This is a genomic window from Brevibacterium permense (assembly GCF_025506275.1).
In the GTDB taxonomy this organism is placed as follows: Bacteria; Actinomycetota; Actinomycetes; order Actinomycetales; family Brevibacteriaceae; genus Brevibacterium; species Brevibacterium permense_A.
Map to the genome: position 1 here is coordinate 84,644 of NZ_QYCP01000084.1, position 14,928 is coordinate 99,571.

Annotated in this window: 6 protein-coding genes; 3 read left to right on the forward strand and 3 right to left on the reverse strand. The window is 60.8% G+C overall.

All coding sequences use genetic code 11. The features are described from left to right. Nucleotides 1–374: 374 nt before the first annotated feature. The 3 genes from D3I60_RS08160 to D3I60_RS08170 are packed head-to-tail and all read left to right on the forward strand — an operon-like array spanning nt 375 to nt 8,481. Nucleotides 375–2,168, forward strand: a complete 1,794-nt coding sequence (locus tag D3I60_RS08160) for a GmrSD restriction endonuclease domain-containing protein (RefSeq protein ID WP_262775637.1) — start codon at nt 375–377, stop codon at nt 2,166–2,168. A gap of 47 nt (nt 2,169–2,215) precedes the next feature. After that, the gene (locus D3I60_RS08165) at nt 2,216–5,071 is read left to right on the forward strand and encodes a PD-(D/E)XK nuclease family protein (RefSeq protein ID WP_262775638.1); all 2,856 of its coding nucleotides are present in this window, start codon (nt 2,216–2,218) and stop codon (nt 5,069–5,071) included. Continuing rightward, on the forward strand, nt 5,068–8,481 hold the full coding sequence (locus D3I60_RS08170; RefSeq protein WP_262775639.1) for a UvrD-helicase domain-containing protein: 3,414 nt from the start codon (nt 5,068–5,070) through the stop codon (nt 8,479–8,481). Before D3I60_RS08165 ends, D3I60_RS08170 begins: the two co-directional genes overlap by 4 nt. Nucleotides 8,482–8,637: 156 nt before the next feature. Here D3I60_RS08170 and D3I60_RS08175 read toward each other — a convergent pair whose 3' ends face one another. From D3I60_RS08175 to D3I60_RS08185, 3 genes are all read right to left on the reverse strand, one after another. Beyond that, the gene (locus D3I60_RS08175) at nt 8,638–11,892 is read right to left on the reverse strand and encodes a type I restriction endonuclease subunit R (protein ID WP_262775640.1); all 3,255 of its coding nucleotides are present in this window, start codon (nt 11,890–11,892) and stop codon (nt 8,638–8,640) included. Continuing rightward, on the reverse strand, nt 11,889–13,049 hold the full coding sequence (locus tag D3I60_RS08180; protein ID WP_262775641.1) for a restriction endonuclease subunit S: 1,161 nt from the start codon (nt 13,047–13,049) through the stop codon (nt 11,889–11,891). The genes D3I60_RS08175 and D3I60_RS08180 overlap by 4 nt, the downstream gene beginning before the upstream one ends. Nucleotides 13,050–13,144: 95 nt before the next feature. Continuing rightward, on the reverse strand, nt 13,145–14,878 hold the full coding sequence (locus D3I60_RS08185; protein ID WP_262775642.1) for a type I restriction-modification system subunit M: 1,734 nt from the start codon (nt 14,876–14,878) through the stop codon (nt 13,145–13,147). Nucleotides 14,879–14,928: the final 50 nt, after the last annotated feature.

Genomic DNA, 14,928 nt, shown 5'->3' on the forward strand with positions numbered 1-14,928 from the left:
GTCTCCTTTGTGAGTTACTGGAAACAACAGTAGACGTCACCGCTGACATAGAGGATGCGTTACGTGTTTCAACGCAGTTTCCTCTGCGATCTCTGCGTTTTTCGGCGTTCCATGACTATGTAAAAAGTGCCAGCAGTGATGATGGCAATTTCACCGAGTGACCGTGCAGGATTGGGTGGTGATTCTGAGTGGTCTTTGTGGTTCGCAGGTGGGCAGCCTTGTGCTGCGGGGGCAGGCAAGGTATCGGACTGTACTCAACGAGCTTGGAGTGCGAATGGTTCTGTCTTGCGGCCTTCACCCCCCGTTAGACGGCGGCTGTTGTAATCTGATCGAGGCGTGATCTACGTACGTTGTCGATGAAAGAAGGAACCAACGTGGCTAAGTACACGGTGCGGCAGGAGCAGGTTGAAACTCTCCTCACTTGGGTGAAGAGCGGACAGATCGCGATTCCAGAGCTTCAGCGTCCGTTCGTTTGGTCATCGACGAAGGTCAGAGATCTTCTGGATTCGCTCTACAACGGTTACCCGGTTGGATATCTCATCACATGGCAAAGCCAAGACGTTGGGCTCAAGGACGGTTCGACGTCGGGCTTCAAACAGATCCTCATCGATGGACAGCAGCGAATCACAGCCTTGACTGCAGCGCTTGTCGGGCGCGAAGTGGTGGATAAGAACTACGCGAAGAAGCGCATCAAAATCGCGTTCAATCCTCAAACTGAGAAGTTTGAGACCCTGACGCCATTCATTGACCGGGATGAGGCGTGGGTGTCTGATATCGCAGAGTTCATGAACTCGTCCGCGACTACTTTCGGATCGATCAACAGGTACCTTTCTGGCAATCCAGACGCGGACGAAACCGCGGTCGTGCGCGCCTTTGAGAAACTGGCGGGAATCCACAACGCCCAGGTCGGCATCATCACATTGGCCGATGACCTCGATATCAACACGGTCACCGAGATCTTCATCAGAATCAACTCGAAGGGTGTCACGCTTTCTGGAGCAGATTTTGCAATGAGCAAGATCTCCAGCCACGGCGAATATGGCTCCAACCTGCGGAAGCTGATTGACTACTTCTGCCACTTGGCAAAGCACCCTCATGCGTATTCTGACATCTCGCAAAACGACAGATCGTTCGCCGAAGCAGGTTACCTGGAAAAGATTGCCTGGCTGCGCAATGACACTTCGGATCTCTATGACCCTGACTACACCGACGTCATTCGAGTCGCGGGACTGCGCGGCTTCAGCCGTGGACGCATGTCGTCCCTCGTCAGCCTCTTGTCAGGCCGAGACTTCGACACACGAACATTCAGCGATGAGCTTGCACAGAGTTCTTTTGAAACGCTCGAGAAGGTGCTTCTCGAGATCGTCAATCAGTACAACTATCAACAGTTCCTTCTCACCATCAAGTCCTCTGGCTTCATCGCTGCGAAGATGATCAGCTCAACGAACGCCCTGAATTTTGCATACGCGCTGTTCATCCAGCTCAAAGCCGCGGGAGACCTGCCGGACGGAGAGATCAAATCGATCGTCCGTCGGTGGTTTGCGATGTCGATGCTTACCGGCAGGTACTCAGGCTCCTTCGAAACCCGATTCGAAGCCGATATCAGGAAGATCGCCGAAATGGGTGCGGCGGGACTCCTCGACGAAATCGAGCGAGGCCAACTCACCGATGGATTCTGGAATGTCGAGCTCCCGTCGAACATGATCACGACGAGCACCCGCAGCCCGTACTTCAACACGTTCCGAGCCGCACAGATTCACAAGAACGCTCGTGGGTTCCTTTCCAAACACATCACTGTCCGACAGATGACCGAGGAAAGCGGAGATATCCACCATCTCGTTCCGAAGAATTACCTCGTCAGGTCCGGGGTCAGCGATAGAAATCAGTACAACCAGATTGCCAACTTTGCCATCACGGAAACACCCGTCAACATCGCAATCCAGGATTCTGAGCCAGCCTCCTACATCGACAGGATCGATCGGCAGATCGACTCGGGGAGCCTGTCTCTTGGTGAAATCGCCACCGAGGATGATCTGAACCAATCGTTCAAGGAGAACGCCGTACCGAGCTCACTTCGCACTACGACGGCAGAGAACTATTCGCAGTTCCTCAATGAACGGCGGAAACTGATGTCGCAGTACATCCGGGACTACTACTTCTCTTTGTGACTGAGTGACAGGTGGTGCGCGACAGCGTTGACCTGGAAGGACCCTAAATGCGTATCGTCTTAGGCTGGAATCTTGAGCGAGCCCCGTGGTCGAACAGTGCTGCCGGCACCACCGTCGTCACCGGGCCGCTTGGTCTCCTCGGCATCCTCCAGACCCGACTCGGTACGACTCGGCCCACGGTCGAGCGACCGGTGCGGATCGCGCAATACCGCTCCCTCCTGACTCAGGCCGACCACCCCTGGTACCGCCGGTCATTCGCCAACGATCCATGGAACACCGCCCACCACCTCCTACAGCTGCGCGACGACGCAATCGAAGCAGGGTGGCACCCGACCACCGACGACCAGGACTACACCAGCCACCCGCGCTTGGACGCCTTGGCAACCGTTGAAAGGCACGTTGCCCTCGGACCACCTCACGACCCGACCGCGACCCTCGCACCCGGACGCGCCGACGACCTGAGAGAAGTCCTCGAACTGCTCCAACTCCACGGCACGAACTGGCCGCTTGGTATAGACACGGTCGAACTCCGCGACCAACGCAACGCCCTCCCGCCCGTGTGGCAAGACATCGTCTCCGCCCTGCACAACGCCGGCGTCATCATCACCGAGGTGATTCCCAGCACCGCGACTCCGAAACTCACCGTCGTCCGTGGCCAAGATGAATGGTCCACCGCCGAGGCGGCCGCACGGTATCTCGCCCACGTGTCCGACCGTGAGCGGATCTGCATCATCGCCGGCGATTCCACCACGGTCCTTGACCAGCAGCTGGCGCGGCGGAAGGCTCCCGGCCTGGGAGCCCCGAACTCATCGCCGACGACTCCGTCCGCCCAGGTGCTGCCCGTCTTTCTCAGCGCGGTCCTGCCACCGATAGACATTCGACGAGTCGCCGAGTTCCTCCACCTCTCCTTCGGCTCCGACGGCCCCGAGACACCGGCGCTGACTCTCGTGCCGCGATCGGTCTCGTCCACGCTGCTCGGCGCACTGACTCAAGAACCCGGAATCTCCGGGGACCCCGCGTCGGCGTGGATGAAGGCGCTCGAGACACTGAAGGCTCGCGCGTACGAGGACCCCGACACAAGCGCGACAGCGAGGGAGACCGCGCAGACCCTCGACAGTATCCTGCGAGTCTCCCCGCCAGAGATCGTCGAAGACCACCTCACGCTCGACTCCTTGCAGCCAGCCCTCGACTGGCTGAGCACCCGCCTGCGCAAGCTCACTCTCCGCCAGCAGAAGACTGCCCAAAGCTCACACAGCACGACCGCTACATTCCTCGCCGAGGCATCGAACCAGATCGCTTCTTTCCGTGCCGCTCTCACGGCACTGGACGTCGACACCCTGCGGGTCCGAGAACTCTTCGACATCGCCGAATCCTGCGCGCCCCGGTCGACTCATACGACTGCCAGCGCTCAAGCCGCCGCATGGACGGTCGTCAACGACCCCTCAGAGGTTCCCGCTGGCGCAGAGATGATCGTCTGGTGGTCATCACGCCGCGCCACACAGTCCGAGGCTGCGACCTGGGACCCCGCAGAGGTCGAGGCGCTCGCCGCCGCAGGTTGCCGGATCTCGCCCGCCACCGAGCGCGAACGGCTCCGCCAGGCAGCCGAACTCCGAGGACTCCGGTCGGCTCACACGCTTCTGTGCTTCTGCCCTGACACAGTTCGCGGAGAAGAGGTCTCCCTCCACCCAGTACTTTCCCGACTCGCCGAAAGCCTGGCGACCGCCGATCCCGAGCAGTTCGAGACGAAGTCCGTCGACGCCGTTCTCTCCCACCCCACGATCACCAAACCGGTGGCCGCACTGATCGACGACGGATCATGGCGGCTGAACAACGTGACAGTCTCGACCGACCTCGCGCCATCCGAGCATATCGAGCCGCCGCAGACCGTCTCGCGTACCCTCGAAGGCGACTTCACCCACCTGCTGCCGGAGACACTGTCTTACACGCAGATCGATCAGCTGCTCAGCGACCCGCTCGAGTGGACCCTTAATCGAGCACTCGGACTCTCGCGTGGCTACACTTTCGACATTCCCGTCGAGAATCGCATGATCGGCACACTCGTCCACGCCGTCGTCCAACACCTCGTCGACGCCGGAGAAACGGGCTGCGACAACACCCCCACGCCCTCGGCGATTGCAACGACGTTCGACCGGCTGGTGCCGCGATTCGCCTCGGAACTCGTCCTGCCCGGCCAGCGAACGCGCAGGAACACAATCCGTTCCACAGCGCTCGCCTCACTCACACACCTGTTCACAGCGCTGCAAGACAGGGGAGTACACCTCACTGCCGCCGAGGCAGACTTCACCTATGACTGGACACTGACCATTGCCGGCACACCGAAAGTGATTCCGCTGCGCGGTCAACGCGACCTCGAAGGAACATTTGGCGATGGGCGTCCAGCGATCGTCGACCTCAAATGGGCTAACTATGACAAGAGATACCGGACGATGATCGACGACGGGGAAGCCGTACAGCTCAGCGTGTACTCCCGTACGGCAGATACTCCGAGCGGAGCAAACCCGCTGACTTCGTACTTCATGCTCAAACAAGGACGCTTCGTCTCGACGGATTCCGCTCTCGACCCGAACTTTACTGGGGGAGGGGCCGATAGCTTCGACGACGAAGGAAACGGCCTTGGCGGAGATCCTGCCGGACTCTGGCCCATCATCCAACGGTCGGTCGAAACAGCACTCACGCACATCGCCACAGGATGCTTCGACTCGCCGAGCGCCGACATCCACGCGGAGCTGCAAACCGCGCCAGGAGTGCGGAGCACAGACGTGACCAAGGCCCTCAAAGCCTTCAAGGAAGAGGAACTGGCAGATCAGAGACTCTTCGTCATTAAGCCGCAATCCTATAGCGACTTCAACCTCATCTATGGCATCGCGGGAGACCACTCATGAGCGTCCACGTCATCACCGCCTCGGCGGGATCTGGCAAGACCTACCGCCTGACCGAGGTCCTCTCGCAGCGACTCTCACAACCAGCGACGCCAGGGGAGTCCCCACTACGAGCGAGTGATGTCATCGCCACCACCTTCACCGTCCGCGCCGCCGCCGACCTTGTCGAGAAGACGCAGAAACGCTTGCTCGACGATGGCAACATCGCTGCGGCCGAAGAGATCAGCACCGCACTCATCGGCACCATCAATTCGATGTCCGGCCGACTCGTCACCGACTACGCCATCGATGCCGGCTTCTCCCCGGAGCTCCGCGTCCTCGACGAAACGGAGCAGGCAAGTGTCTTCGCCGCAGCTGTTGATGAAGTCGTCGCCGAGGCCGAAGCAACCCACCGGGACCTCCTCCTGCGGACGGGCCACAACGGCAGCCCTGACGACCAGGGCTCGTGGGGCCACGGTCCGATCGTTTGGTCACGACTCGTCAAGGCTGTGGCGGAGGCTGCACGGGCGAACCACCTCGGCGAGGCTGAACTGCGCTCCTCCGCCCGAGCCTCGGCAGAACTGTACCTTTCGGCGCTTCCAGAGAAACGTTCCGACGAACGACAGACCTGGCGCGATTGTCTGGCCAGCGACATCGAGGAACTTCGCACCGCGCTCAACAGCGCGCTAGACGATGCACCGCCATCGGTCGAATCTCGCGTAACCGTGAAGAAGGGCAGCATTCCAAACGTTGAGGACAGCCTCGCAGGGCTGGAGAAATTCCTGCGTAACCTCGATGTCCACGCCGAGGAGGCCAAACCCTTCGCACACGTCCCATGGTCGACGTGGGCGAAGGTGGCCGAGGCGAAGTATCCGGCCGGACCGCGCGGAAAGACAATGGGCAAGATTCCGCTCGAGATCCTCGAGAACTCCAGCGGGCCTCTCGCGTCCGATCAGCTGTTGACCAACAGTGCCTTCCACGATGACATCGAGGCGCTCATCAACCTGGTCATCGACACCGCGATCGCCTCACTGAGCGCCTACGAGGAACAGAAGAACCGCCTCGGCGTGATGGACTTCGTCGATCAGGAAGTCCGCGCGCTCCACCTGCTCCAGTCAAACGAACGGGTGCGATCTTCGATCGCCTCCCGGTACCGACTGCTGGCCGTCGACGAGTTCCAGGATTCGTCTCCCATCCAACTGGCGATCTTCATGGAGCTGGCAGACCTCGTCGACGAGGTCATCTGGGTCGGTGACCGCAAACAGGCAATCTACGGCTTCCGCGGTGCCGATCCGGACCTGATGAATGAGGTCTTCTCCGCACTCATCAATGGCACGACTGATCTGGGCACGGCCACCTCGGAGAACCTCGGCGCCTCGTGGCGGTCGACGGATGCGCCCCTCGAACTGTCGAACACGCTGTTCGGCCAGGTGTTCTCCGATCAGCCGATCGACGAGGTGACACTGAGCATCCCACCGCAGCGTGAGCACCTGCGCAGCATCGGCAGCAGGGAACTGTGGGTTCCGAACTCGGACAAAGGAAAGGACGCGCAGTCGGACAGTCGGATGGTGCGAACTATCGCCGAGGGGGTCACTGACCTTCTCAAGCGCTCGCCTCAACTGCCGGATGGTCCCGTCAGCCAAGGCGATATTGCGGTCCTCATGCGCACGAATACGCAGGTGGCTTCCGTCGTCGCCGAGCTTCGAACGCGGGGCATTCGTGCGGTCGGGTCGACGACCGATCTGCTCTCGACGAGGGAAGGACAGTTCGTCGCCGCTGGTTTGGCCACTGTCGTCGACCCCGACGACAGTGTGGCGCTGGCCGAGCTCGTCACCTTGATGCCGGACCACAGCAGACACGACACGTGGTTCGAAGACACGGCGAGGATCACCGATAAGGAACAGCGACACAAGCATCCGCAGGAATTGTGGCATGATCCGACGCTGACCGCCCTGTCCGAACTGGCAGTCAATGCCGCCCATCACTCGTCGGTCGAACTGCTGCTTGCGATCATCGACGCGCTCGACCTGCCGCAGAGAATCAAATCTTGGACGACTCCGGAATCACGCCTGGCGACACTGGATGCGCTATGCCAGATCGCGGGGGAGTACGAGGACGCGGCGCACCAGACACGGATGCCGGTGACGCCCGCAGGACTGCTCGATCATCTCAAAGAAGCGGCCACAGCGTACGAGCAGACCTCGGCTCACGACGCTGTGCTGGTGACGACAATGCACCAGTCCAAAGGGCTGCAGTGGCCGGTCGTGGTCGTCGGGATCCCGATCGATAAGGACTATGGGCACAGGGAGATCAATGTGGAGAAGGCCCCGATCTTCGACGCCCGACGTCCCTTGGCGAACCGCTCACTGCGCTACCTTCCGGGTGTGCTGAAGAACTATGGGCCACTGAAGCAGCGACTCGGTGAGCTCGACGTCGTCAGCCGGGCCCAGGACGCTGAAGACAGGGAGACTACGCGTCTGCTCTACGTCGCGCTCACCCGGGCTGAGTGCCACAGCATCATGGCGTTCGGCGATCCGGCAGGCAGGCTGAACGTGCTCAGTGCTTCGGTCGATGACGAACTCCTGCAGTGGGACGTTCCGACAGCCACGGACGGCGATTCCATTGCTGTGAACGAGGCCGGCACGATACAGATCGCGGCCCGGCGCCGAACAGGCGACGATGGCGGCGCAAACCCGCATACTCTGCCGATTCGTATCAATGCCTATTCGCTCGAGGCCGAGGACGACGGCGAGCAGTCGCTCGAACCGTCAGCTCCGTCCTTCTACGCAGCTACGGACGTCCCTGCCCGACAACCGGCTGAGACGCCACTCCATCGTCCAGCACGGTTCACCGCCAGCGGGGTACCTTCCGACGGTGTCCAGGCTGATGTGGCACTCATTGCCAACTTGGGGGAGCCCTTAGTCGCAAAGGGAGGTAAGGACTGGGACCGGATCGGTGATGCCGTGCATACCTACCTCGGTCTGCCGCTGAGCAAGCTGCCGCACGAAGCCGCCTACGAAGCGGCCGAACGGATCCTGTCCAGGTGGGACGCAGGCCGCGTGCTGACTCCCGAGAATCTCACCGAGCTGGGACGCCGGTGGACTGGGTGGATCGCATCAACGTACCCCGACGCCGAGGTGGTCACGGAGTCCCCGATCGCGTGGCGCAATGATGATGGCCAGGTCATGGAGGGGTGGATCGATGCGCGGTTGGTGTTGCCGAATGGCGTACACATCCTTGTCGATCACAAGTCCTATCCCGGTACTGACCCGATCGAGCATATCCGTGAGAACTACCTCGGCCAGTTGGAAGTGTACGCGCAAGCATTGCGCGATACGTTTGGCAATCTGCCAGAGCAGGTTCTCATTCATCTGCCGCTGCTTGGCGCCATTGCCGAGGTCCGCCTGCTCATTGCGCAGGCGACTACGAGCTGAGGAGGCGCCTGATCTCCATGGCGGCGGGCAGAATGTCACGAAGCTGAAACACATGACATATGCAGAGATTGAGATCATCGAGCGGGCGCGTCCTTGTTTGCCGCTCGGACGACAGGCGGGCTTGTACTCTGGCTTCAACCGCAGCAGAGGCAACGGTTAGTGACTTCGAACTTCGCTCGTCTTGTCTTTAGCCGTCGAGTAATCGCCGATCGTGCGATAGTTGTCCAATTTGACCTCTGCCGGGTGCAGATCGACACGTTGCGAATGGTAGAAAGCGCGGCCGATCAGCTGACGCGCCCGCTCGGCGTTCGCATCGCCGGCGAAAATGATCTCGCTGACCCGGCTCAACACGTCCCCGGCACCAAGGACAGCCTCGTCGGTGCCCGCTTGGAGATCTGGACTCTCCTCGAACTGTGACTCGCTGTTCGACTTGGCCTGTTGCACGAGAGTCTCATCTTCGCCGAGTTTCGAGAGGATCGTCGACACTGCGCCCTGGGTGGTCTCCTCGGACTCTCCGAGCATGGTCGAGAGTTCACGGACGACCTCCAGCAGCGCGACCAACTTGGGATCACGAGGCTCGCCGGACCCGACTGCCGTCGTCCCGGTGATCTCGCCCCCGGCCGAGATGTCGATGTCGACCGGTTGCTCCTCGACGAGCTGGAGGCGGGTCAGTTCGACGTCGGAGAGGTCGATGGTCTCGGAGACCTCGGTATCCTTCAGCTGCGGCGCGAGAAGCCGCAGGTAGATGGCCTTCTTCGCCAGATCGGTGTCCTCGTAGTCGACGACCTGGGTCATGAAATCGTAGAAACTGATGAACGAGGACGTGTTCTTGCGAAACAGGTCGAGCTCGTTGAGCTCGATGCGATCCTCGGTCAGCTGCGCATGCTTCCACCGGTCGCGGAATCGTTTCTTCGCTGGGTCGAGGCTCTTCGAGATCTTCCCGTTGACCTTCGACCCTGCTCCCGTGCCCTCAGTCAAGAAGACCGTCGCGACCTGCTCGACCTCCTCGTCCTCATAGATGTCTGCACCGTCGAGCTTGGACACGATGTCCCAGATGAGGTTCGGATCAGTCGACTCGTCGATCTGCGCGTCGTTGAAGTAGGGCTCGAAGGACTCTTGGATCTCGGCAGAGTCGTTGACGAAGTCGACGACCTGGGTCATCCCCGCGGTCTTCTTCGTCCCCTTCGCCGTCGTGTGGGTGCGGTTCAACCGGGACAAGGTCTGGACGGCAGTGATGCCCGAGAGCTTCTTGTCGACGTACATGGCGCACAGCAGCGGCTGATCGAACCCGGTTTGGAACTTGTTGGCCACGATCATCACCCGGTACTGATCGCTCTTGAACTCCTGGCGCAGGTCCCGCGCACCCGAGTTCATCGTCGCCTCGGTCAAGGACTCCAGCCCGAGTACGGCACTGGTCTGCGCGTCCTCGACAGTACCGGAGAACGCGACGAGGGTCTCGTAGTCGAGTCCCTTGGACCTGATGTACCGATCGATCTCACGCTTGTACCGAACCGCCCCGAGCCGGTTGGGGGAGACGACCATGGCCTTGGCAGACCCGTCGAGCAAATGGGCAACGTTGTCGCGGAAGTGCTCGACGATGATCGCGGCCTTCTGCGCGATCGTCGTCGGGTTCACCCGCACCCACTGCATCACGGACTTCTTCGCCTTGGTCTCATCGACCTTGACGTCGAGCGAGCCGGCCACCTTCTCGCCGAGGTCGAAGTACATCTTGTATGTCCGGTACCCGCGCAGCACGTCGAGAATGAACTCCTCCTCGATCGCCTGCTTCATCGAGTACAGGTGGAACGGCCTGGGCTCTCCCTCGTCGCTGTCACGGTGTCCGAACAGCTCGAGAGTCTTCTTCTTGGGCGTCGCGGTGAAAGCGAAGAACGAGACTCCCTCGTGTGACGCGCGCGCCGACATCTCCTGGCTGAGCATCCGATTGATCATCATCTGCTCGGCGTCGACCTCGACCTCACCGGTCTCGGCGAGCTCGTCCTTCTGCTCGGCCGTGAGCACGCTCTTGAGCTGTGCCGCGGTGTTGCCCGACTGCGACGAGTGGGCCTCATCGGCGATGACGGCGAACCGCCGCCCTTTGAATACCTTAGGGTCCTGCAGCTTGCTGAGGATGAACGGGAAGGTCTGGATCGTGACGACCACGATCAGTTTGCCAGACTCGATGGCATGCCCCAGGGCTCCGGACTTGGATGCCGTGTTCTCCTCGTCGAGCGCGGCGTACTCGCGGATCGCCCTGTCGTCGATGGTCCCCACGATCGACTGGTTGTCGGTATCGATCTGCCGGATCGCCTCCTGCAGCTGCGCATCGAGGACGTTGCGGTCGGTGACCACGATGACGGTATCGAAGACCTTCTCGTTGTCGACCTGGAGGCGTGCCAGACGGTGTGCGAGCCAGGCAATCGAGTTGGTCTTCCCCGACCCGGCCGAGTGCTGGATGAGGAACCGCCTGTCGGGGTCGGGATCGGTCACCGCTCGCCCGAGCCTCTCGACGACGTCCCACTGGTGGAACCGAGGGAAGATCAGCGTGTACGAGCGCTTCTGCCGGCCGGTGCTGTCACGGGTCCGGGACTCCGAGATCCAGATGAAGCGCGAGAGAATCGCCAGCCACGCATCGCGCTGGAGCACCTGCTCCCAGAAGTACGCGGTCCTCTGACCGTTCGGGTTCAGCGGGTTGCCGGCACCCCCGTCTTCGGTGCCACGGTTGAACGGCAGGAACCTCGTCTTGCCGCCGTCGAGCTTAGTGGTCATCCAGACCTCGTCCTCGGACACGGCGAAGTGCACGAGCGCCCTGGTGCCGTTGCCGAGCAGCGCAAAGGGCTTCTTCCCCTTGGGGTGGAGCACCCGCTCCCTGTACTGCTGCTTGGCGTTCTCAACCGTCTGGGTGTTCTCCGTCTTCACCTCGGCCGTGGCGACGGGGACACCGTTGAGGAAGAACACCAGGTCGATGGACTTGTTGCCATCGCCGTAGTGGACCTGCCGCATCACGCGCAGCCGATTCGCCTCGTACCGGGCCAGCGTCGATGGGTTGAGTGAAGTCTCCGGCTTGGCTTGCATCATGTCGAACTTCGCCGACCCGGCACCGAGACCTGCGACGTTGAAGCCCTTGCGCAGGGTGCGCAGGGCACCCTCGCGGTCCGTCATCGGCTTGTCCAGGCTCGCGACGAGACGGTCGAGCAGCATGTTCCGGCGCTTGTGCTCATCGGGCGAGCCGGGCTTGATGAACTTCTCGAATGCCGCCTTCTGGGTCTCCTGGAGCCAGGCGAAGACGTCCTCGGGCACGAGTGCGCGATCGACGTCGTAGAGGTCATCGTTCTCGGAGTACAGCCATCCGTTCGCGGCGAGGTGTTCGGCAAGCTCGCGTTCGAACTCGATCTCCTTATGCTGCCCGCTCATGCTGCCGTCCTCACGTCGATCTGGCCGGTGACTGCTGCGGTGATGAGTGCCGCGCGGCGCTCCTGCGAGAGAGCAATGAGGTCTTCGGATTCGGAGATAATCTCATCGATTCGGGAGGTCTGTTCGTCGATCTCATCGCTGATCGCCTCCTGCACGTCAAATGGCGGAAGAAGCCACGGGAGGTCGGCGAGCTCTTCGCGGTTCACCTTTGGCATCTTCACTCGCATTGATCGCTCGGTGACGTAATCGTGGATCGGCCGGGAGAGCATCTGATACAACGCGTAGCGGTTCGATACTCGATCGCTATCGAAGCTGATGGGATACATATCCGCGCTACAAAGGCAGTCGCACGGAGCAGTCACTGCCTTATTAAGTGTTGGACGAATTTTTGAATAGACGATTTGTCCACTTTTAACTCGGTACTTACTGGAATCTGCTCCCTGTGCGTCCGCTGTCTCGATTGCGAGCAGCCGGCCTGTATTCCGCTCAACATGATTAGGCGCAATGAGCACATCGTGCATGACGTCTCCAACCTTGGGGTCAACCATGACGTTGCCGATTGTGGCGACAAATCTAAACCGTGTTAGCCTCCACGAAGCGGGGACGAAATCCAGCCATTTGCTTGAGACTTCGGTCATGTCTGCGTGGCGATCGAGGCCGCGCGTTACGAGCCGAGTCACTAACGACCGACGTCGTTCCCTCAGCGTTTCGATGAGGCCGCGCTGCTCGGTGATCAACTCATCGATCTTCTGCGTCTCACGGTCCAGATAGTCAGCAATATCTCGCTGCTCGTCGAGGGGCGGTATGGGCAACGCGATTCTCTTCATAGCTGAATATCTTGTGGACCACAGGTCCGCAACTATGCCACTTCCCCACCTGTAGAACTCTTCTTGGAAAGCTGAGCTTCTAAGTAGGTGGTGGGCGAAATTGAGATCGAGGCCCTCCCGTGGGCGGAGGACGGTGTAAACAACAGAGACACTGCCGTCCAGCTCGGAAATTCCCGAGGAGCCCTTACGGTCTGAGCGAGAATTAATGACGAAATCGCCTGCTCGCACGAGTTTACGGACATCCCCATTTTGGGACTTGGCGACATCGCTCAGCTGGGGCACTACCCCACCCTTTGTGACCGACAGTGCTGGAAACTCGCTATCGCTCACGGACTCCTTGCGCTCATCAAAGAGTGTCCCTACCGGAGTAAGTCTCCAATGGCGCGGAAGGGATCCGATCCACTCCGGGGCCTCCTGAACATCACTCACGCTTCCACCGCCTTCAGCAGCGTGAGGATCTTGGCGACCTTGGCTTCGAGGTCCTTATCGATTTCCTCGAGTGGCCGCGGTGGTACGTACTTGTAGAAGATCCGCGTGAACGGGATCTCATATCCGACCTTGGTCTTCTTGTGATCCATCCACGCGTCAGGCACGTGCGGGGCCACCTCGGCATCGAAGTATGCCTCAATAGTCGCGTCCTTGCCGCGTGCACCCTCGGTGTTGCCGCCGTAGGTGAACGGCACGTTCTCGGTATCGCGCTTCTTGCTGTCGGGCTTCGGCTTGCCCTTGCGGTCGTGGATCACCTCACCGTCGTCATCCAGCAGTGGACGCTCGACAGTGATCGTCCAGTAGCCGAACTCGCTAGTGGGCAGGATCTTGGAGTGCTCGCCATCCTCGTGAGCGTCGTATATGCCTACGATCTCGTCGCGCTGGTCAACCGAGATCTCGCGACGCTTGGAGCCCATGCCTTTGCGCATCTTCGTCCACATGCCGCTGGCGTCGATGAGCTGGACGGTGCCGCGGCGCTCGGGCTGCTTGTCGTTGTCGAGGATCCACACATAGGTGGCGATGCCGGTGTTGAAGAACATGTCGGTCGGCAGCGCGATGATCGCGTCGACGAGGTCCTCCTCGAGCAGCCACTGCCGGATCTTGCTGGGCCCTGACTCGGCTGCACCGGTGAACAGGGGCGAGCCGTTGAGGACGATGCCGGCACGTCCACCGCCCTCGTGAGCGGGACGCATCTTGGACACGAGGTGCTGGAGGAAGAGCATCTGCCCATCGCTGACGGACGGGAGTCCGGCGTTGAACCGGCCGAGGCCGCCGGTGCGCGCCTCCTCCTTGACGAAGTCCTCGGCGGCCTTCCAGTCGACGCCGTAGGGCGGGTTCGACAGACAGAAGTCGAAGGTCCGGCGGTAGAACTCGTCCTTGATGAGGGTGTCGCCCTTGCGGATGTTGCCGATGTCCTGGCCCTTGGAGATCATGTCCGACTTGCAGATGGCGTAGGACTGGGCGTTGATCTCCTGGCCGTACAGGGTGAGACGCGCATTGGGGTTGCGGCGGTGCAGTCGTTCCTCCGCGACCGAGAGCATGCCGCCGGTGCCCGCGGTGGGGTCGTAGACGGTGCGCACGACACCTTCGCCGGTCAGCGACTCCTGCTCCTCGGCGAAGAGGAGGTCGACCATCAGGCGGATCGCATCGCGCGGTGTGTAGTGCTCGCCGGCCTCCTCGTTCGAGGCTTCAGCGAATTTGTAGATGAGGTGCTCATACAGGTCGCCCATGTCGGCGTTGGTGATCGCCTTGGGGTGTAGGTTGACCCCCGCGAACTTCTCGACGACGAGGTAGAGGCGGTTGTTGTCATCGAGGGTGTTGATGACCTGCTCGAAGCCGAACTGCTCGAACACGTCGATGTTGGACGAGAAACTCGTGACGTACTCGATGAGGTTCTCGCGCAACTGGTCCGGGTCCTTGAGTAGCCGGTCGAAGTCGTATTGGCTCGTATTGAAGAACGAGAGACCCGTAGCTCGACGCATCTGTGCCTCGAGGACACCGCCGGAGTACTTCGACGCTAGGGTCCGCATGTTGTCGCGCGTGGTCGCCATCAAGGCATCGAGGCGGCGCAGGATCGTGAAGGGAAGGACGACGCTGCCGTATTGGTGCGGCTTGTAGACTCCGCGAAGCTGATCGGCGATCGACCAGACGAAGGGACCCAGATGACTCATTTAAGTTCCTGCTTCTATCAAGATGGTGATGGTGAGACTGGCCTCATGCT

What these genes read in the sequence shown, in the direction of transcription:
- D3I60_RS08170 (WP_262775639.1), top strand. Translation starts at nt 5,068, where the DNA reads ATGAGCGTCCACGTCATCACCGCCTCGGCGGGATCTGGCAAGACCTAC.
- D3I60_RS08185 (WP_262775642.1), bottom strand. Translation starts at nt 14,878, where the DNA reads ATGAGTCATCTGGGTCCCTTCGTCTGGTCGATCGCCGATCAGCTTCGC.
- D3I60_RS08175 (WP_262775640.1), bottom strand. Translation starts at nt 11,892, where the DNA reads ATGAGCGGGCAGCATAAGGAGATCGAGTTCGAACGCGAGCTTGCCGAA.
- D3I60_RS08165 (WP_262775638.1), top strand. Translation starts at nt 2,216, where the DNA reads ATGCGTATCGTCTTAGGCTGGAATCTTGAGCGAGCCCCGTGGTCGAAC.